Raw genomic sequence first — 19,762 nt, forward strand, 5'->3', positions numbered from 1 at the left:
ATATGTCTCTATGTCAACGTTGTAACACCAGTAACTCAATATTAAAAAAATCTCGGGCCATTTGCTGTACATTATTAATCAAGCCCCGCCGCGACACCATAGGCGGGTGCATAAGCAGCATCCGTGGCATCTTCATGCCCGTATCTCGCAAGTCGCACAATACGCGATAGGCTCGCTGGAAACTATGCAAATCAGTATCTATCCACAACGCCCAACGCGGAATCGTCTGCGCAATGTCGATAAAATTCGGTGCCGACGGAGCACAGGCATGTAATTGCCACTGCTCTGGCGACCCAACCCATTTCCAACCTTCCTCATGATAGCGTATCAATGCTTCTGACGCATGCTCGCGTGCCTGAGTCCAACTAGGATGAGCAAGTACCAGTAATTGTTGCAACGATGATGGCTCCACGTGTTGAGTATGTTGTGATTTGTCGTTGCCGGTGCTACTTGCAACGCGAGTATCTTTTGCCTCCGCCATTACAGCGGCATCAACGGATCCAGAATTGCCCTGTTGAGCTGCCCACGCGCGCAATCCTGCCGCTTGATCCTGACGTGATGTTGTTGTCATAACACCGCCTCCGATGCAACCGACGGTATATGTGCTTGCAGTGATGTGGCGGCAATGCGCGCATCTAATAATTGCATAAGCGCGTCGAGCAGTTTCGCACTAGTCGCATGACCTCGACGGCCTGAAAAGGCCAGTAATTGCTGACGTAATGCTTGGCCTGCGGGCGAGACATCCTGATCCAATTGCACAATCACCCCGGCCATAACGACACCACAATAAATCAACGCTGGGTCGTGATTGGCCGATTCTAATTTGTGCGCCAACGCTTGCACCGCTTGTCGAGCCAAGCTCGCTATCTCATCTACTTGTAGCTGCTCAAGCAACAACTGAATGGTTAACGATGAATCTTGCGTGCTTGGACTGAGCCAGTGACGGCGCACGAATACAGTATCGCGCTGCGTTGATTTCACCAACCCAAACCACAGATGAAATTTCTCATTCGAATCTGGCAAAGTTACGGGTAACTGATAGAGCTCTAATTTTGCAGGTTCACTTCGATAACGAAGGCTTTGTAAGTGCTGCTTGTGCATGCGCCCCTGCAGTTTTAGTGCCGCCATCGCTTTACCCTCGAAGGTAACACGATGATTTCGGTTTATCACTGCCACCCAAGGACGCTCTAATCCTTGGCGTTGAGTGAGTGACGGCAAAGCACTACATAAGTGGTAACTTGCCATGTGAACATGTTCAAGCTCATGCATCGCAACGTCATCCATGCCCTGATGACTAAAGTCTGTCACTATAGGAATACCTAGGAGCTGCCCGGCATTGGCTATCGGCAAAGGCGGGAGGTGCCATTTGCAGCGCGCAACTGGTGTTGATTTTGGCCAAGTAATACCCGCCACATCAATGTCGTTAAGACGCTGCTTTGCGACCTTGTGGGTCTCTGCTAGTAACGCTTCACGCTCGCTCCCTTGCTGCTGACAAGCGTCATGCGCCCGTTCCAAAACCGAAAATGACGGGCATTGGGTGTGCAAGGCGCCATAGATTTTCTGAAAACCGGCACTCACTTTGCTGGTATTCATACGATGAGGTTGCTCAGCGGATGCCGGTGTAAGCTGGGTTTGATACAGACTTTGAAATTCTTCCTGCTCTGCCAATCTCCGCTGCGTCGAGTCCAATAGCGCATCAACCAATGTTTCTTGATTCGCAAGCTCCATATCTTCAGGAACGCGCTGCCCATAAGAAACAAAATGCAGCGTCAAATCATGCTGGATCAGGGTATCGATTGCCGCGCCTAGCTGTGCCGCTTCATCTTTTTTGGTAACAATACAATCGTGAATACGGTGTCCATTGTCGGCTGCAACGGCACGAAAACGTTCAACCACTTCATACAGGGTATCGCGTTGACTCGCTCCATTAAGCAAGAGTACAAGGCGGGTAAGGGAATTTGCACCCTGGGCTAAACGCAGCTGTCCGATACGTTGAGTTAGGCGTTGATCGCGTTGGCTCATGCCCACGGTATCAATTAAAACTAAGCGTTTATTCCGCAGTTTTGGCGTCAGTGTTTCTAGGCTGTCATCTTCACCTAATGCCACCATTTCCACCCCGAGCAGCTCTGCATAGATACGAAGTTGCTCTTGCGCGCCGATCCGATAACTATCGGTAGTGACCAGCAATAAGCCTTCGGGACCAAATTGCATGACGTAATGAGCTGCCAGCTTCGCAGTCGTGGTGGTTTTGCCCACCCCGGTTGGTCCCACTAGCGCCAGAACACCGCCTTCGCTAAACAAATCAACGGGGTTTTCTGGCGTTTTGATCAGACCTTGCAGTTGCGATCGAATAAAATCGACCACAGATTCCTGCTCTTGCTTGGCCGCATTTAACAGGTTTTTTGTAAGAGCGCTGCTAAAGCCTGCCGCTTGCGCCCAACGCACTAGTTCATTCTGAGTTTGTTCTAACGGCGATGCTGCCGGCACAGACGATTTCACTGGCGCCGTTTGAGAACCTTGATGAATAAGGGAGCGCATCTCTTGCACTTCCGCTAATAGGCGATTGGCTAACGCTGAGAAATCACCCTCAGGCTGCGTCGTGGGGGCCGGCGTCGCTTGTGCCTCCAAGGCGCTCAATGCTTCATCTGCCATCGCCAGAATTTCTACGCCATCATCGATATGTCGCGACGACAAAATCATCGCCTCTGGACCGAGTGCGGTCCGCACTTGGCGCATAACATCTCGTTTGTTCGGACCTAGAAAACGCTTCACACTCATGATTGATTATCTCCAATCAATGCAGTGATCTTCAGGGTACGATCATCTGGAATCTCAGCCTGTGACATCACCACCAAGAAGCGCAGTTGGCGACGAAGGAATGCTGCCAACAATGGCCGCAAGCTATGTTGAACCACCAAGACTGGAGGCTCGCCCATGCTTTCTTGCCGATCCAGCGCACGCTGGGCCTGTTGTTGCAATGTTGCCGCAAGACCGGGCTCAAGCGCACCACCGTTATTCAATGCTTGAATCAATACTTGCTCTAAGCGCACATCAAGTCCAATCACATGGAGCTCACGGGCGCCGCCAAACCATTTTTGCGTAATTGCCCGACCTAGGGCTAAACGCACTTGCGCCGTAAGCTCGTGGGCCTCTGGCTGCTGACCTTCAAACTCGGCGAGCGTATCGAAGATAGTGCGCATATCGCGGATGGGCACTTCTTCATCCAACAAGTTTTGCAAAATGCGTTGTAACACCGTGAGAGAAACACATTTTGGCACCACATCTTCAACTAGATCTTTATTATCTTTACCCAGCTTATCCACCAGCTGCTGCACTTCCTGGCGCCCGAGTAACTCAGCTGAATAGCGCTGCAACAAATGGTTCAAATGCGTGGCAACCACAGTGCTCGCATCCACCACTGTGTATCCGTAGATCTGTGCGTGTTCACGTTCAGAAGCTTCAATCCATACGGCATCTAAACCAAACGCAGGATCTTTGGTTTCAATCCCAGAAACGGTACCGGTAATCTGGCCCGGATTGATCGCCAGCCATTTGTCAGGATAGATTTCCGAGCGCCCGACCTCACCTCCTTTTAAGGTGATCAGATAACTATTCGGAGACAACTCAAGGTTATCCCGAATATGCACCACGGGCGGTAAAAAGCCGACATCCTGAGCAAACTTCTTCCGCACACTCTTAATACGGGCAAGCAGCTCCCCTTGTTGGCGCTCATCCACCAGAGAAATCAGGCGATGACCTACTTCCATGCCCAGCGTATCCACAAGCTGAACATCGCTCCAAGACGCTTCTGGGGATTCGAATTGCGCAATGGGCGCAGCCTCCTGGGGCTCTTCGATAGCCTCCCGCTTTTGTTTTTCAAACAAGCGCCATGCCATAAATAGCAACACGCCAGTGAACAACAAGAATACGAAGTTGGGCATGCCGGGTACCATGCCCAGCAAACCAATCACACACGCGGCCAACACCATCACTTTCGGGTTCACAAACAGCTGGCTCACCATCTGCTGTCCCACGTCTTGATCCGTATTAACGCGTGACACCGTGACACCCGCTGCGGTAGAAATCACCAACGCAGGAATTTGTGCTACCAGACCATCACCAATGGCCAGTAGCACATACGTGCGCCCAGCTTCACCAAAGCCCATATCGTGTTGCATGGTGCCGATAAGCAGGCCACCAATAATATTCACCACCATGATGATCAAACCGGCAATGGCATCACCGCGAACGAATTTGCTGGCACCATCCATTGAGCCGTAAAAGTCCGCTTCTTGGGCGACTTCGGCACGGCGTTTACGCGCGTCTTCTTCTCCGATTAAACCGGCGTTTAAGTCGGCGTCAATCGCCATTTGTTTACCTGGCATCGCGTCAAGCATGAAGCGTGCGCCTACTTCAGCAATACGGCCAGCACCCTTGGTGATAACCATAAAGTTGATGATGACCAGAATGAAAAACACAACAAGACCGACAGCAAAGTTGCCGCCTACAAGAAATTGACCAAAGGATTCGATAACTTTACCCGCGGCGTCTCCGCCTTGATGGCCTTCCATCAGGACGATACGGGTAGAAGCCACGTTCAACGATAGCCGTAGCAAGGTGGTAAATAACAGCACTGCAGGGAATGCGGCGAAATCGAGAGGCTTTTCCGCGAACATACTGACCAATAGCACCATGAGCGCGAGGGCAATATTGAAGGTAAACAACATATCTAGCACGAATGGTGGCAGCGGCAGCACCATCATGGCCAGAATCATTAGGATCAGAATCGGACCGATCAGCAATTGCAGCTTCCCGTTCGATATCTTACCTAATTGTTGTATTGAAGGCGTAAAGCCTTTCATTCGCTACCTCCTAAACTAGCCCTGAGCACGATGATGCACCTTACCTTCAGCCATCGCTTCGGGAACCTCTAACTGCTTCGGTACGGGCGGCTTCTCGCCCCCCTCTTTTTGTACTTGCTTCAAGCGGAATGCCCACGCTAAAACTTCGGCCACAGCGGTGTACAGGGCTGCGGGTATTTCTCGATCAATGTCCACATTGAAATACAATGCACGTGCCAATAACGGGGCTTCCAACCGAGGTACTTTATGTTCATTACCCAGCTCTCGAATTTTGGCAGCGATTGCATCCGTTCCTTTTGCCACAACCCGTGGCGCCCCCATGCGCCCTTCATCATATTTAAGGGCGACTGCATAATGCGTCGGGTTGGTAATAATCACATCCGCTTCCGGCACTTTCGTCATCATTCGTGACCGCGAAATGGCTTGCTGTTGCGAGCGAATACGCGCTTTCACGTGCGGGTCACCTTCCGTTTCTTTATGTTCCCGCTTCACTTCTTCCTTGGTCATCTTCAATTTTTTAGCATGGCTGTACAGTTGATAAGGCACATCAATTAACACCACAACAATCAAGGTGAGAACCATTAACACTGCCGCTTCTGCCGCTAGTTGCAGGGCATGTGTTACTGCCTGCTGCACCGGCTGTTCCATCAAGCCAAGGTATTCACCGCGGCGTGATAGTAAAAACCAGACCAGAACACCCCCTACCAGGGTGGTTTTGGCAATTGCCTTACCAAGTTCGGCAAGCGCTTGGCTTGAAAAAATTCGTTTCAAACCTTTTGCTGGGTTTAGCTTAGAGAGCTGGGGCTTCATGCCCTTCCCAGATACTATCCAACCACCTAATAGCGCCGGCGCAGTGAGTGCTAACACTACCATCAGCGCAAACAGAGGCATCAACGACCATAACGTACGCTCGGCTAGCTCAAACACGTTAGCGAGCATTGGCTCGGTTTCAAAAGCTTGTTGCCGCTCAAACAGAAAGGAACCTTCCATCACTAGGCCTAACTGTTCATACAGCAAACTACTGAGGCCATATAGCCCAATTATCCCACCTAGCAGCAGCACAAAGGTAGTGAGCTCACGGGATCGCGCAACCTGACCCTCTTCCCGGGCTTTTTGTAGCCTTCGGGGTGTGGCGGGTTCTGTTTTTTCCTGGTCGCTATCGTTCTGCTCTGCCATTGTTTGCCTTTATTACGGACACTCTGGGGGAGTTAGCGGTTATTCTGCCGTAAAGCAAACAAAAGCGAATGGAAAAAAAGCGCCCCATTGAGGGCGCTTTTCTATCAGTTTAATTGAAAAATTAGGATTTCTTGCTGGAATTTGCGATTTATCCGTCTGGATCGAGTAAATGCTCAGGAAGTTGACCACTTTCGATGATCTCCTCAATTTCCCGATCTTGTTCGAGCAATCGCTCAAATTCCTCTGCGTCTCCAGGGAATAAACCTTGGCGACGGATGAACTCGGCAGAGATCGAGGTATGTAAGATCAGGGTGATGCGGCGATTCATCGGGTCACGTGGGTCTGCATCATCGAGAGGTACACGATCAGCGACGCCTGAAACCGACAATAGTTTGCCAGAGTCGAACCCTCCAGCGATAAGCTCGCGTCGTGATGCATTCGCCCGATCAGCGGATAACTCCCAGTTACTGTACCCCGCTTCACCACCAGAATAAGGGATACTATCGGTATGACCACTGATCGTTAGTTCGTTTGGCACCTGATTTAACAGCGGTGCCACAGTGCGCAAAAGTCGACTCATGTAAGGTGCAATGTTGGCACTACCGAGTTGGAACATGGGCCGCTGCTCACTATCAAGCAATTGAATGCGTAAGCCTTCCCGGGTCATGTCGTAGCGCAACTGCGATTGCAATGCCCGAAGTTCAGGGTCCTGTTCTATGGCCCGTTCTATTTGCCGTTGAATATTTTGGAAGTGTCGACGAACATCAGAGGGCCGCGTCTCCCGTCGATAGTCGATGCGTGCTCGTTCGCCTTGGGTATAAATGGGGTCTGGGCCACCGCCTTGAATCGCACTTGTGCTTGCCGTTGCTCGATCGCCGCTGGCCATCGCAACTACGAGAGGCGTGCGAAAGTATTCAGCAATACTTTCACGCGCATCGTCACCCGCCATTGAGATAATCCACATCACCAAAAATAACGCCATCAATGCGGTCATAAAGTCCGCAAGCGCTATTTTCCAGCTGCCGCCGTGGTGTTTTTTCACCACTTTTTTGCGGCGGATGATTATCGGGCGATGTTCTTCAGCCATAGCTACAACTCAGCTTAAGATTCCGCAGGGCGATTGCCGCGTACGTGATCTTCAAGTTCATTAAAGGAAGGACGTTCAGCAGTGTCGAGTGCTTTACGACCAAATTCGACCGCTAGCTGGGGTGCATAGCCACCCATGCTCGCCAGTAAGGTCACGCGCATACATTGTAAGGCCTTCACAGCCTCAGCCACTTGACGTTCAATGCGAGCAGCTACGGGGTTGATATAGCCGTAACCCATAAGGATACCGAGAAAGGTTCCCACCAAGGCGTGAGCGATCATTTCACCCATCACATCGGGCGAAGCATCTGCATAGGTGAGTGCTTTTACGACCCCTAGAACCGCCGCAACGATACCAAAAGCGGGCATAGCATCACCTACTTTATGCAGGGCATCGGCAGGTACATGCGCTTCTTCCTCGAAGCTTTCGATTTCATGCAGCATTAGCTCATCGAGCTCTTGTGGGTTCATATTGCCGCTGATCATTAATCGCAAATAATCGGTGAGGAAGTTGGTCATCATGCGGTCTTCAAGAATAATCGGATGTTCTTGAAAAATCGCACTTTCATCGGGGGTTTCAATATCACGTTCCACCGCGAGCATCCCGTCGCGGCGCATTTTATTCAGAAGTTTGTACAGCACCGACATGAGTTCCATGTACATCTGTTTATTGTACTTGGTGGTGCGCTTTAACTTTTTCGAGGCATTTAAAGTCGCCTTAATGCCTTTCGTATTGTTCGCAGCAACGAAAGCCCCTAAACCTGCGCCGCCGATCATTAAAATCTCAAGAGGTTGATAGATAGGCCCTAAACTGCCACCCGCGAGTACGTATCCCCCGAAAACCGAGAAGGTCACGATTAAAAAACCTACGACAATTAGCACATCAACACCCTCGCGTCTTATTCATCCGATGGTACGGAGCGGACTCCGCTTCATATCGGTTATCGACCTAGGATACGAGAACTTTAGATTTTTAATCCTTCGAATTCGCGGCTTTTGCCACCGCTTTTCTGGCTTTCTTCGGTTTTCCGGGCTTGCCGGCACGCGAGGGGGGGTGGCAGATACCGCAGACGTAGTCGCTATCCGGGGTATGGGCATGATTTACAAATTCGAGATTGCACTGAGTGCAGCGCGATAACTGAAACATATTGCTTTCAAAGAAACGAAGCAGTGTCCAAGCACGAGTCAAACCTAGCACTTGTTCACCTGATGTATTCCGCACATGCTCATTATATAAACGATAAGCCTTAGTGAAGGCCGTCATTCGGTCGATGCCCTGAACTTCATGTAAATTTCGATACATGGAGTAGAAAAGTGACGAATGGATATTTGGTAACCAGGTTAAAAACCAGTCAGTTGAGAATGGCAACAAGCCTTTTGGGGGAGACTCACCCCGAACTTCTTTGTATAAACGAACAAGTCGACCACGGTTGAGGGTTACTTCTGATTCAAGTACTTGCAGGCGAGCACCGAGTTCAATCAGCTCGATGGCCAATTGTACTTGGTTCATTTCATCAAGAAGCTTTTTGTCAGTCATACTGGCCGCCGCGTCTTCTTATGTCATTGCCGCTGCTCATCCTAAGCAGCGCAAGATCCACATTACTCCTATGCGTACAGAAATAATGACTTAATTCGTCGAAGCCATCAACATTGCTAAATGGGTTTGTGTTAGGCCTGTTTCACGACGGTTTCGCAGAATATGCGCTAATTGTTCAGCATTTTCGGCACAAGGGCGCAATACAAACTGACCTTGCGTTGCTAACCAAGTAATCTCTCGTACCGACATTGATTCAATCAGCTCGGCCATCTCTGCTGTTAGCTTGAGGCGAAATACTGCCGCTTCACGATCCTCTGCGATCATTTTCTGCATTAACAGTAAGTACGCAAGGTTGAGTTCTTGGAACTCTTCCAGAATTGTTGTTTTTTCCAAAACCGATCTCCTCTGCCCGCGAACGGGTAGTTATAGATGCAATCGTCATGTACGACATATTATTATTATCTGTGGGCGCTGTTGATTAGTACGTGTGTGGGTTGCTCTTACCTGTACTTAATCTCGGCACGTCACAGTGAAACCCTCGATATCTGATGCACGATGAGTTTCAATCATCTTTACATTAACTTTATATTTGATCTTAACGATCATTGCACTGAGGGAAAACCCCTGATCTTATGTAAAGATGTTAAATAATTGACACAAGTTTGATTATTTATTGATCACTTGGTCAATCTTTACACAAAAAGACCTTTTTCAGCGCGGCGCACTATACGGATCTTCGTCGGCCACATCCTTGAGCCACATCAACAACTCCACCAAAACGTCTTTTACATGCTCTGGTATGTAATCGTCGGGATTTAACTGCATCAGCAACCCGACTAACTCCGGCGCATCATGTACATATATATCATGAGCACGGGCTTGTGCAATAATTCGCTCTGCAAATTCACCATATCCTTGAGCCAATACTTGCGGCGAATTTCCTGATTCGTCATAACCGACCGCAACGGCTCCTCGCCGGCGATTCCAAGAAGAACTACTCATCAGCGTCTCCTTGTGCCCCGATTACTTGGGTTTCTACGACAACCTCGGATAACCCTAGACGACTTAAGCGGTTACATAAATCGTTTTGCTTATCTTCGAGCCGATGGATTACGTTTTCTTCCGCTTTTAAATATAAATGCAACGATGTCTCCTGCAACGCAAGATGGACCGTCAAATGACCCAAGCCCTTTACCGTCAACTCAATATCCGAATGCCATACTTTTTTGCGTTTGCGTGGTTCAGATTCCGACTGCGTGGATTTATGCGGGTCTTCCCAGAATGCGGGTTGTAGAACAAGCGCCATAAATATACCCGACCACACATCCCCTTCCCAGCGGAGTACTGGGGTAGAGAGTACTTCCAATTGATGGCGTACCAGCGCATGCATGGCTTCGGGAACCTGCACGCCGAGTTGCCGTATTGGAATTCCTTCTTGCTGTTGGATCTGCTGAGCCACTTGCATTTGCGGTTGCTGTTGTACCGTTGTTCGTGGCACCTCACCGCGGAGCCATTTACTTAAAGTGTGCTCATAGAACACACCGCTGGTAAGAATACTTTGAGCCAATCGATCACTAAGAAGTGCCGAGGTCATGGTTTCTACCGTTTGAATTAAAGGCACACCGGGTTTTATCACGGAGCCTGGTCGTGGGTAGTGCAGGAGAATATCGGCGATGGCGCGACCAGCATGGCTCAACTGAGTTTGCGAGCTTTGATTTGTTGGCGCTTGCGACGGTATGTTTGGAAGTTGGCTGGCGATGCCGCGGGTTCCCACTCGCAATTGCGGTTGCACATTATGGGCTTGCGATTGCGGGCGTGAATCGGTTCGAGAGTCACTTTGCAGTGCCCGTGGGCCTTCACCTGGATCCACCGGACGTACCGGCTGGTTCAGGTTTTTCTGTGCTGTTTGGTCGCCTTTTGGGCCCAGCACCTGATGTAGTAGGGTATCCAATAATGGAGTGATGCCGCTCATCGTCCACTCCTAGTCATTCGCCTATCGTCTTTACGACGTACGATAGGCCTTGTCGACTTTCTTTTTCTGACTGGCGCCTGTGAGTAATTTCTCCAGTTCAGCCCGTCGTTGCGCTAAGCGCTCGCGAATTTCACGGTCTTGCTCGAGCAGTTTTTCCAGCAGCTCTAATTTAGCTTCCTGCTGATCTTCACTCAGCATGGCTTCCATTTCATATTTCTGAAGGCGATCCACTTCAGAAACATATTTCACTTCGCTATCAATCAATGACGTCCAGTCATCCTGCCGGGCGTGAAACAACATGGTTTCTGAGAACCCGAGTAAACGGCGGTAGCTTGCAAGCACTTCCTCGCCATCCATCACCGGTTTCAGATACGCCCGAGCACCCATGAGCCTATGCTCCCGCGTCTGCGTTTGCTTGGCGTCCGATCTCTTTCCAAGCCGAGCCGATGTCTTCGAGTAACCTTGCTGCCTCATCTAATAACGCCTCATCATTTTTCAGATTGGCTTTCAACAACAAGGAACTGATGTAGGTATACAAACCCTCGAGACGTTCCGCGAGCTCACCACCTTTGTCTTTATCCACTGCTGCCAATAAACCACTATTGACGATGTCTAATGCCTTAGAGATTGCTTTCCCTTTTTCGGCAATATTCCCATTACTCATATGTAATCGAGCACTTTTAATTGCTTGCTGCGCACCATCAAACAACATAGAGATCAGTTGATGTGGGCTAGCAGACAGTACGTTACTCTCTACACTTACTCGTCCGTAAGCGGCTGCGCCGCGCATTGCATACATCACACGCCCCCTTTAGTTCCGGCCTAGCTGTGCGTTCATTATGTCGAACTGTTGCATCAGGTACGAACTGGTAGAATTCATTCGCGCCACCATGGTATCGAGCTGAGAAAACTGCGTGCGATAACGCTCTATGGTGCGATCGATTGAATCTTCCATCCGCTCAAAGCGCAGATCTAACCGGCGCATACTATCTTGTAAGCCTTGCGTGCTGTTCTTAATCGGACCATCACTTTGCAGCAACAATCCAACACTACTATTGAGCTTGCCGGCTAATCCGGTATCAGCAGAGGTGCCTGTGAAAAACGCGGTGAGGGCTGTCATATTTGAGCCTGTTAACTCACCAAGTTTGGCTTCATTTAATTCAAGCGTGCCATCGAGCTTCATGTCGATGCCGACATCACGCAACATACGTAAATCGCCTTCGGCTACACCACTGCTCATCACACTACGGAGGCGCTGTTGCACCATGCGTAAGGTGCTGTCACCCAGTAACTCTCCGTTGGCACCACCCTCGCCACCAAAGCGAGTTAAATCTGCCATAGTTTTCTGCAGGGTGTTGTATGACTTTACGAAATCTTTAATCGCGCCGGTGGTGAGCTCAGTGTCACGAGTCACATTAACTGTCGCCGCGCCTAACTCTTCTAAATCTAACGTCACGCCTTGAATAGCGCCCTCAACCCGATTGCTCTGGCTGGTAATGGCTACACCATTCACATTTAATTGAGCGTTACGTGCTTCAATCTCGGTATTGGCATCGAGGTTCAGTTGACCATTCAGATCACCGCCGAAATCAATAGCGGTAATGCCCGCCTCGGTACCGGTTTGCGTTGATGCCATCACCAAACGATAAGGCGTGCCGCTACCATCGTTTACGATAGATGCCTGCACGCCACTATTGCTCTGATTAATCGCATTGCGGATGTCGGTCAATGAGCTTTTTTCAGGATCGATAGCGATAGAAACGGAGTCACCATTTCCTAGCGTGAAGTCAATTGAACCGCCGCCTAAATTGGCACTTTGGTCGGCTACACCAGCGGTCGCCACGCTATAGGCTTGAGCGCGCTGAGTGACATTTACTTGGAAAGTACCGACTGGCGCAGTCGAACTTGCTGCTGCTTTCACGGCACTGCCGCTTACCTGGCTGGATACGCCTTGGAAAGTCGCCGATTGATTTAGCTTTGCAGCGGCTTCACGAAAATTAGTCAGGGCACTCTCAAGCTTGCCATAAGCAGAAATCTTCGCCTGCTGGACTCGTTTTTGCTGAGCAATAGGCTGGAGCTTCTGGCGTTCAGCTGCTTTGAGCTGATCGAGAAGTCCATTGAGGTCCATTCCAGAACCGATACCTAACACAGAAATAGAAGCCATGATGTACCTTTGTTTAAATTTAAATAACGTAGAAGGAGCTTATCTCTTTTTACGTTATCTTGAGTATTTTGTCAGCTTTATCCGATTAATTAGCGGTCAAAAAGCGCATAATTAACCCGCTTATTTAAGTTATCGGCGTTGCCCGATAAAACTTTAGCGCCTTGCATACCAAGCCTTACATGCCCAACCCACTGTTTGGTAGCCAACGCACCGCGTTGGTTGCGTACCTACGCCTCCGCGCCGAGCACCTCACGAATTTCACCCAGCTCCACAAGTTTGTCACCTTCGATAATCTCTCCGAGCTTATCGTCGGGCGGGCCTTCATGGGGGGTCAGTTGCACCGCACTAATATGACGCTGATCATCCAAGCTAATCACCCAGGCTAATTGCCCCGACTTATACTTAATAAGTGACCCCACTGGAATTACGCCAAAGTGACGGATATAAGCTTCTATCCAATTGCGATCAAACTGATGGGTATTGGTCAGTAAATAACGATAGGCGTGCTCCGGGGTGAGTCCCGCGCGATCAGGTCGTGGTCGACACATGGCATCAACGGCATCAACGATCATCGCCATACGCGCCAACTCCCCAAGATCATTTCCCTTTACACCTAGCGGATAGCCGCTGCCATCAAGTCGCTCGTTCACCCGCTCAATCACACCTTGCACCACCGCTGGAGCAAGCCATTTACACTTCTCCATTTGGTTCACCAGTAAGGCAACGTGCGATTGCATGCGCACATAGGAGTCGCGGCTCAAGGTGCTCGCCTTCCACAACGAAGAAGGCAGCATCCCCTTCCCTAAATCATGAATCATGCCGCATGCCACAATGGCCTTTAATAAATCTCGCGGCACTTTCGTGCGGCTTTGGGCTAAATCTGCCATGCGAATGGCTACGCTCAATCCGTGTGTTACCCAAGGTGATTCTCGATGAATACACCGCAGTGCAAACAGAGCACCCTCACGATCATCTATCAATATATCCAACAAACGTTCCGCATGGGCTGATAATTGAATGGAGTTTACTTCCTGACTTTGGCGCAAGGCCACCATCTGACTATCGAGATAACCGGCAATACGGGCCATTCGCCGAGCTATGGGCGTGGCATACTTGTGTCCCTGGCGACGGCCCAGTGCTACAGGGTTATCTCCTTTTTGTTCGAACAAGGGTGAGGGTGTGCGATTCGCCCCATCACCGGCTGATCGCGACGCTTCACGTTCTATTTCACGAACAAAATTCCACAGTTGTTTTTCTTTCTCGTTACTTGGCTTGGTAAATTCAAAGCCAACCGTAAGTACCTGCCGATCAGAGTCTGTTTTTATATGGCGGACATCGGAGTCGATGGGGAAAACCGTACTATCTGGAAAACATATTTCCAGTGTGGCGTGCATTTCGTTGAGTACTTTCGAGGCACCATCCTGCGCGTAAAACTCAACTAAGCAGCCCGTGGCCGATAAATCACGCAAGTCACCCATAAGTTCCAAGCGTTTGGATTCATCTTCATTGTCGGTACGTAAACGCACACCGACGTCCATGCCAATGCGAAGTTGCGCTCTAAAGGCTGCGCGGCGTTGGCGTAGATCAAGCCCTTCAGGCCAGTCAGACTTCGCCTTGAAGCGACCATTATCATCTACAAAATCACGCATCTTCATGGGCGTCGAGCGAATCATTCCGGCGTGGCTTTGCCCAAGCAGAATATATTCCACGCCACGTCTCAATTTCGGCGCTAGGTCGCGAATCGCCGTTAAATCGTATTCAATGTATTCGTTATCTTCGATATCAAGCAGGACGATCGGAAACGACTCTGCACCAGGCACATTCAGCCGAATCGACGCGGCTCCCGGTTGCATTAAAGTTTCCAACAAAGCAGATACTTCTACCTTGCTTGATACGGGTGAATACTCTTCCTCTTGCACAACCACACTCCGTTGTTGTTAGTGGCCACTAAATTATCGTCATTCGCCGCGAAAACTTAAAGAACAAAGACAATGAAAAAAAATTTCTTTTTCCTCTAAAGTTTATTTTTTTCATTCCGATAATCAGGTTAGAAGGCCGACAATCTCGGTTTGTTCATGCTAAGAGGAATACTCAGATGTCAGTAATTAACACAAATATGACCTCACTTATCGGTCAACAAAATCTTCAGAAGTCGCAGTCATCATTGCAAACTTCTATGGAGCGTTTGTCTTCTGGCTTACGCATCAACAGTGCGAAAGACGACGCCGCTGGCCAAGCCATTGCGAATAAAATGACTGCGGAAATCCGCGGCCTGACCCAAGCGCAACGTAATGCCAACGACGGTATCTCTTTAGCACAAACCGCCGAAGGTGCGTTAAACCAGGTTAATGATAACCTTCAGCGCATCCGCGAACTGAAAGTGCAGTCAGAGAACGGTACCAACTCTGCGGATGATTTGGCGTCTATCCAAGCTGAAATCACGCAACGCTTTGATGAAATTGACCGGGTACTTGGCCAATCTACATTCAACGGAAACGACCTGTTCGATGGTGCAGCAGCAACTACTTTTGATATCCAAGTGGGTTCAAAAGATGCTCAGTCTATCCAAATCTCGATTGCTGCATCTGCTGGATTTACTCGTGCAGATGGTGTTGACCGAACGCTTGCTGGATTCACCTTAGAAAATATCGACACTGCGCTTAGCAACGTTGACGAAGCTCGCTCTGGACTGGGTGCGATTCAAAACCGTCTTGAGTCTGCCATTGATAACATCTCAACGACAGTGACGAACCTGTCAGCGGCTCGTTCACGTATTGAAGATGCGGACTACGCAGTAGAAGTGTCAAACATGACCCGCGCGCAAATTTTGCAACAAGCTGGTACCTCAGTACTTGCCCAAGCAAACCAAGTGCCACAGTCGGTGTTGTCACTGCTCGGTTAATCTCCGATAGCTCTCAAGAAACCGCCCCTTGTTCGCAAGTGGCGGTTTTTTTATAACTTAATTTAAAGTTCCCTTCCCCAGTGCCGATAATCTTTTTGACTCTGGTCATTTCGTCGCCACCATGCGTCGTTACTTAAAGGAACATACTATGTCAGTAATCAATACCAACATGACCTCTTTAATTGGTCAGCAAAACCTGCAGAAGTCGCAGTCATCACTGCAAACTTCTATGGAGCGTTTGTCTTCGGGCTTACGCATCAACAGCGCCAAAGACGACGCCGCTGGGCAAGCTATTGCGAACAAAATGACTGCGGAAATCCGCGGCCTAACGCAAGCGCAGCGGAACGCCAATGACGGTATCTCTTTAGCCCAAACCGCTGAAGGTGCATTGAATCAAGTCAACGATAACTTGCAACGCATTCGTGAGCTGTCGGTTCAAGCGCAAAATGGTACTAACTCGCAAGCAGATATCGACTCCATTCAAGCGGAAGTTGATCAGCGCTTAGAAGAAATCAATCGTGTTGTTCAGCAATCGAACTTCAACGGAAATAGCATTTTCAACCGTGCTACCGACGGATCAGCCGACTTCGATATCCAAGTTGGATCGAAGGATGGTCAAGCGATTACCATTGAAGCCGAATCGCTAGGCACAACAACCTTTGACGCTCTTGCTGCTGGAAGTGCGCTCTTCGAGTTTGACGTGACTGCTACAGAAACAACCCCAGGTGCAGGTGACGGTGCCATGGGAATTATTGATGGTGCCTTGGCTGCCGTCGACGAAGCACGTTCTGGTCTAGGTGCGGTACAGAACCGTCTTGAATCAGCGATCGATAACATTTCTACCACGGTCACAAACCTGTCAGCTGCGCGTTCACGTATTGAAGACGCGGACTACGCGGTTGAAGTGTCTAACATGACCCGTGCTCAGATCTTGCAACAAGCCGGTACTTCAGTACTTGCTCAAGCAAACCAAGTGCCACAGTCAGTGTTGTCACTGTTAGGTTAATTCATACCGGGTTCATTTTCCCGCACTGAATTTAAAGGCGCCTTTGGGCGCCTTTTGTTTAAGTTTTAACCAATCCCGCCGATAACTCAGTTGTCACGCATGTGAGCGTGCTTTGATGACAGCCTGGGGATACTCCTATGTCAGTAATAAACACCAACATGACCTCATTGATAGGTCAACAAAACTTAATGAAGTCCCAGTCTTCGTTGCAAACATCTATGGAGCGGCTGTCGTCGGGCCTACGCATTAACAGTGCGAAGGATGATGCCGCCGGCCAAGCTATTGCCAATAAGATGACCGCAGAAATACGAGGCCTTACGCAAGCCCAACGCAATGCGAATGATGGTATCTCGTTTGCACAAACTGCCGAAGGCGGTTTGAACCAAATGAATGATAATTTGCAGCGTATACGCGAGTTAGCAGTACAAGCACAGAACGGAACCAATTCCCCCGCAGATATTGCATCGATTCAAGCAGAAGTGGATCAACGTATTGCGGAAATTGACCGAGTGGCGAATGAAAGTCGCTTTAACAACCTTCAAGTCTTTGAGTCCGGTTTTGATATCAATATTCAAGTCGGTTCAAAAGATAACCAAATCATTGCTATTGATGCCGCCGATTTGGTTACCCAAGCGTTCGATGGACGCCCAGGAGGTGTATTGGTCGGTTATAGCGTCACGGCACAAGAAAGTGCTCCTGGCGCCGGGGATGGTGCGCTTGGGATTATTGATGGCGCTATCAGTGCACTCGATGCGTCTCGGTCAGCGCTCGGTGCATTTCAAAACCGTCTTGAGTCCGCCATTGATAATATCTCAACGACAGTGACGAATTTGTCCGCTGCCCGTTCGCGTATCGAAGATGCGGACTACGCCGTAGAAGTGTCAAACATGACTCGCGCGCAAATTTTGCAACAAGCCGGTACTTCAGTGCTTGCCCAAGCAAACCAAGTGCCACAGTCGGTGTTGTCATTGCTCGGTTAATTTCCGACACGCAACTAAAAACCGCCCTTCTTCGCAAGTGGCGGTTTTTTTATACCTGCACTTAAAGTTCCCTTCCCACGTGCCGATAACCTTTATGACTCTGGTCATTTCGTCGCCAATTAGCGTCGTTAAAAAAAGGAACATACTATGTCAGTAATCAATACCAACATGACCTCTTTAATTGGTCAGCAAAACCTACAGAAGTCGCAGTCTGCACTGCAAACTTCTATGGAGCGTTTGTCTTCGGGCTTACGCATCAACAGCGCCAAAGACGACGCCGCTGGGCAAGCCATTGCGAACAAAATGACTGCGGAAATCCGCGGCCTAACGCAAGCACAGCGGAACGCCAACGACGGTATCTCTTTAGCCCAAACCGCTGAAGGTGCGTTGAACCAAATCAACGATAACATTCAGCGTATTCGTGAGCTGTCGGTTCAAGCGCAAAATGGTACCAACTCGCAAGCGGATATCGACTCCATTCAAGCAGAAGTTGATCAGCGTTTGTCGGAAATCGATCGCGTGATCGATACTGCAACATTTAATGGTAATGACTTGTTTGGTAATGGAACTGCTTTCGATGTTCAAGTGGGTTCTAAAGACGGACAATCTATTACTATCAATATCGCAGACGCTGCTGATTTCTCTGCCGCATCAACAAATGCTGGCGCCGGTGATTTAGCCGGATTTGACGTCACCGCAGTCGATGCATTGGCAACATTAGATGACGCGTTAGCGAAAGTGGATGAGGCTCGCTCTGGACTGGGTGCGATTCAAAACCGTCTTGAGTCTGCCATTGATAACATCTCAACGACAGTGACGAACCTGTCAGCGGCTCGTTCGCGTATTGAAGATGCAGACTACGCCGTAGAAGTGTCTAACATGACCCGTGCACAAATTTTGCAACAAGCCGGTACTTCAGTACTTGCCCAAGCAAACCAAGTGCCACAGTCGGTGTTGTCACTGCTCGGTTAATATTTAAAGTCCATATAAAAACCGCCCATTCCTCGGAATCGGCGGTTTTTTTATACCTTCACTTAAAGTTCCCTTCCCCAGTGCCGATAACCTTTATGACTCTGGTCATTTCGTCGCCACCATGCGTCGTTACTTAAAGGAACATACTATGTCAGTCATCAATACAAATATGACCTCGTTAATTGGTCAGCAAAACTTACAGAAGTCGCAGTCATCACTGCAAACTTCTATGGAGCGTTTGTCTTCGGGCTTACGCATCAACAGCGCCAAAGACGACGCCGCTGGGCAAGCTATTGCGAACAAAATGACTGCGGAAATCCGCGGCCTAACGCAAGCGCAGCGGAACGCCAATGACGGTATCTCTTTAGCCCAAACCGCCGAAGGTGCATTGAATCAAGTAAACGATAACTTGCAACGCATTCGTGAGCTTACCGTACAAGCACAAAACGGCACCAACTCGCAGGAAGATTTGAATTCAATTCAAGCAGAAATCTTTCAACGGGAAGCGGAAATTACTCGTGTTCTTGAGAACTCGTCTTTCAACGGTAATCTCTTGTTCAACGATGGCACTAACTTAGTTGGTGATGGCGCAACAGCAGCCACCAACTTTGAAGTGCAAGTGGGCTCTAAAGATGGCCAAACCATTTCCATCACTGCAGCAATGCTCGATGCGAGTGGCTTTACTACAGCCACTAACGTGAGCGGTCTTGACGCTGCTGGAGATCCTACCGCAGTTACGGCCGATCCGCTCGAAGCGCTAGACGAAGCCTTAGCCGCCGTTGACGAAGCTCGCTCTGGCCTGGGTGCAATTCAAAACCGTCTTGAGTCTGCTATTGATAACATCTCAACGACTGTGACGAACCTGTCAGCTGCACGTTCGCGTATCGAAGATGCGGACTACGCGGTTGAAGTGTCTAACATGACGCGTGCTCAGATCTTGCAACAGGCGGGTACTTCAGTACTTGCTCAAGCAAACCAAGTACCACAGTCAGTGTTGTCACTGTTAGGTTAATTCACATCGGGTTTATTATTCCGATACTGAATTCAAAGGCGCCTTCAGGCGCCTTTTTCTTTGCCATCTATTTCACCTTAGATTGCGTATATA

The 19,762-nt window shown here is 49.4% G+C and carries 19 protein-coding genes; 5 read left to right on the forward strand and 14 right to left on the reverse strand.

What is annotated here, in order from left to right:
• Positions 1-13: 13 nt before the first annotated feature.
• The 14 genes from HXZ99_RS06330 to HXZ99_RS06395 all read right to left on the reverse strand — a co-directional run bounded on the left by HXZ99_RS06330 (position 14) and on the right by HXZ99_RS06395 (position 14,716).
• Positions 14-571, reverse strand: a complete 558-nt coding sequence (locus HXZ99_RS06330; protein ID WP_194756439.1) for a hypothetical protein — start codon at positions 569-571, stop codon at positions 14-16.
• Positions 568-2,778 (reverse strand): flagellar biosynthesis protein FlhF, encoded by a 2,211-nt coding sequence (flhF, locus tag HXZ99_RS06335; protein WP_194756440.1) that lies wholly within the window; start codon positions 2,776-2,778, stop codon positions 568-570. The genes HXZ99_RS06330 and flhF overlap by 4 nt, the downstream gene beginning before the upstream one ends.
• Positions 2,775-4,862, reverse strand: coding sequence for a flagellar biosynthesis protein FlhA (flhA, locus tag HXZ99_RS06340; RefSeq protein WP_194756441.1), 2,088 nt, complete (start codon positions 4,860-4,862; stop codon positions 2,775-2,777). The genes flhF and flhA overlap by 4 nt, the downstream gene beginning before the upstream one ends.
• Before the next feature lie 15 nt (positions 4,863-4,877).
• On the reverse strand, positions 4,878-6,038 hold the full coding sequence (flhB, locus tag HXZ99_RS06345) for a flagellar biosynthesis protein FlhB (protein WP_194756442.1): 1,161 nt from the start codon (positions 6,036-6,038) through the stop codon (positions 4,878-4,880).
• Positions 6,039-6,186: 148 nt separating this feature from the next.
• On the reverse strand, positions 6,187-7,125 hold the full coding sequence (gene motB, locus HXZ99_RS06350; RefSeq protein ID WP_194756443.1) for a flagellar motor protein MotB: 939 nt from the start codon (positions 7,123-7,125) through the stop codon (positions 6,187-6,189).
• A gap of 14 nt (positions 7,126-7,139) precedes the next feature.
• On the reverse strand, positions 7,140-8,006 hold the full coding sequence (motA, locus tag HXZ99_RS06355) for a flagellar motor stator protein MotA (RefSeq protein WP_194756444.1): 867 nt from the start codon (positions 8,004-8,006) through the stop codon (positions 7,140-7,142).
• A 91-nt stretch (positions 8,007-8,097) separates the two neighbouring features.
• A complete protein-coding gene (flhC, locus tag HXZ99_RS06360) occupies positions 8,098-8,661 on the reverse strand; it encodes a flagellar transcriptional regulator FlhC (RefSeq protein WP_194756445.1) in 564 nt (187 codons plus the stop codon).
• Between the two features lie 90 nt (positions 8,662-8,751).
• Positions 8,752-9,054: a flagellar transcriptional regulator FlhD gene (locus tag HXZ99_RS06365; protein ID WP_194756446.1), complete on the reverse strand. Its 303-nt coding sequence runs from the start codon at positions 9,052-9,054 to the stop codon at positions 8,752-8,754.
• Positions 9,055-9,372: 318 nt separating this feature from the next.
• Positions 9,373-9,663, reverse strand: a complete 291-nt coding sequence (locus HXZ99_RS06370) for an EscU/YscU/HrcU family type III secretion system export apparatus switch protein (RefSeq protein ID WP_194756447.1) — start codon at positions 9,661-9,663, stop codon at positions 9,373-9,375.
• Positions 9,656-10,633 carry a flagellar hook-length control protein FliK gene (fliK, locus tag HXZ99_RS06375; protein WP_194756448.1) on the reverse strand — a complete coding sequence of 326 codons (978 nt, stop codon included), beginning with the start codon at positions 10,631-10,633 and terminating at the stop codon, positions 9,656-9,658. Before fliK ends, HXZ99_RS06370 begins: the two co-directional genes overlap by 8 nt.
• A 30-nt stretch (positions 10,634-10,663) precedes the next feature.
• Entirely contained in the window at positions 10,664-11,020 is a 357-nt protein-coding gene (locus tag HXZ99_RS06380) for a flagellar protein FliT (RefSeq protein WP_194756449.1), read from the reverse strand.
• A 4-nt stretch (positions 11,021-11,024) separates the two neighbouring features.
• Complete coding sequence (gene fliS / locus HXZ99_RS06385) at positions 11,025-11,432, reverse strand: flagellar export chaperone FliS (RefSeq protein WP_194756450.1); 408 nt, start codon at positions 11,430-11,432, stop codon at positions 11,025-11,027.
• 12 nt (positions 11,433-11,444) lie between these two features.
• Positions 11,445-12,797 (reverse strand): flagellar filament capping protein FliD, encoded by a 1,353-nt coding sequence (gene fliD, locus HXZ99_RS06390; protein WP_194756451.1) that lies wholly within the window; start codon positions 12,795-12,797, stop codon positions 11,445-11,447.
• A 227-nt stretch (positions 12,798-13,024) separates the two neighbouring features.
• A complete protein-coding gene (locus HXZ99_RS06395) occupies positions 13,025-14,716 on the reverse strand; it encodes an HD domain-containing phosphohydrolase (protein WP_194756452.1) in 1,692 nt (563 codons plus the stop codon).
• A 176-nt stretch (positions 14,717-14,892) separates the two neighbouring features.
• Between HXZ99_RS06395 and HXZ99_RS06400 the strand changes: the two genes are divergently transcribed.
• From HXZ99_RS06400 to HXZ99_RS06420, 5 genes are all read left to right on the forward strand, one after another.
• Entirely contained in the window at positions 14,893-15,699 is an 807-nt protein-coding gene (locus HXZ99_RS06400; RefSeq protein WP_194756453.1) for a flagellin N-terminal helical domain-containing protein, read from the forward strand.
• Between the two features lie 148 nt (positions 15,700-15,847).
• A complete protein-coding gene (locus HXZ99_RS06405; protein ID WP_194756454.1) occupies positions 15,848-16,705 on the forward strand; it encodes a flagellin N-terminal helical domain-containing protein in 858 nt (285 codons plus the stop codon).
• 137 nt (positions 16,706-16,842) lie between these two features.
• Complete coding sequence (locus HXZ99_RS06410) at positions 16,843-17,685, forward strand: flagellin N-terminal helical domain-containing protein (RefSeq protein WP_194756455.1); 843 nt, start codon at positions 16,843-16,845, stop codon at positions 17,683-17,685.
• 147 nt (positions 17,686-17,832) lie between these two features.
• Complete coding sequence (locus tag HXZ99_RS06415) at positions 17,833-18,657, forward strand: flagellin N-terminal helical domain-containing protein (RefSeq protein ID WP_194756456.1); 825 nt, start codon at positions 17,833-17,835, stop codon at positions 18,655-18,657.
• A 148-nt stretch (positions 18,658-18,805) separates the two neighbouring features.
• Positions 18,806-19,669, forward strand: a complete 864-nt coding sequence (locus HXZ99_RS06420) for a flagellin N-terminal helical domain-containing protein (RefSeq protein WP_194756457.1) — start codon at positions 18,806-18,808, stop codon at positions 19,667-19,669.
• The last annotated feature ends 93 nt before the right edge of the window (positions 19,670-19,762 follow it).

The organism is Aliidiomarina indica, from assembly GCF_015354615.1.
Lineage (GTDB): Bacteria > Pseudomonadota > Gammaproteobacteria > Enterobacterales > Alteromonadaceae > Aliidiomarina > Aliidiomarina indica.

Coding starts and splice junctions, on each gene's coding strand:
- HXZ99_RS06330 (WP_194756439.1), bottom strand. CDS start 571: ATGACAACAACATCACGTCAGGATCAAGCGGCAGGATTGCGCGCGTGG.
- flhF (WP_194756440.1), bottom strand. CDS start 2,778: ATGAGTGTGAAGCGTTTTCTAGGTCCGAACAAACGAGATGTTATGCGC.
- flhA (WP_194756441.1), bottom strand. CDS start 4,862: ATGAAAGGCTTTACGCCTTCAATACAACAATTAGGTAAGATATCGAAC.
- flhB (WP_194756442.1), bottom strand. CDS start 6,038: ATGGCAGAGCAGAACGATAGCGACCAGGAAAAAACAGAACCCGCCACA.
- motB (WP_194756443.1), bottom strand. CDS start 7,125: ATGGCTGAAGAACATCGCCCGATAATCATCCGCCGCAAAAAAGTGGTG.
- flhC (WP_194756445.1), bottom strand. CDS start 8,661: ATGACTGACAAAAAGCTTCTTGATGAAATGAACCAAGTACAATTGGCC.
- HXZ99_RS06370 (WP_194756447.1), bottom strand. CDS start 9,663: ATGAGTAGTTCTTCTTGGAATCGCCGGCGAGGAGCCGTTGCGGTCGGT.
- fliK (WP_194756448.1), bottom strand. CDS start 10,633: ATGAGCGGCATCACTCCATTATTGGATACCCTACTACATCAGGTGCTG.
- HXZ99_RS06380 (WP_194756449.1), bottom strand. CDS start 11,020: ATGGGTGCTCGGGCGTATCTGAAACCGGTGATGGATGGCGAGGAAGTG.
- fliS (WP_194756450.1), bottom strand. CDS start 11,432: ATGTATGCAATGCGCGGCGCAGCCGCTTACGGACGAGTAAGTGTAGAG.
- fliD (WP_194756451.1), bottom strand. CDS start 12,797: ATGGCTTCTATTTCTGTGTTAGGTATCGGTTCTGGAATGGACCTCAAT.
- HXZ99_RS06400 (WP_194756453.1), top strand. CDS start 14,893: ATGTCAGTAATTAACACAAATATGACCTCACTTATCGGTCAACAAAAT.
- HXZ99_RS06405 (WP_194756454.1), top strand. CDS start 15,848: ATGTCAGTAATCAATACCAACATGACCTCTTTAATTGGTCAGCAAAAC.
- HXZ99_RS06410 (WP_194756455.1), top strand. CDS start 16,843: ATGTCAGTAATAAACACCAACATGACCTCATTGATAGGTCAACAAAAC.
- HXZ99_RS06415 (WP_194756456.1), top strand. CDS start 17,833: ATGTCAGTAATCAATACCAACATGACCTCTTTAATTGGTCAGCAAAAC.
- HXZ99_RS06420 (WP_194756457.1), top strand. CDS start 18,806: ATGTCAGTCATCAATACAAATATGACCTCGTTAATTGGTCAGCAAAAC.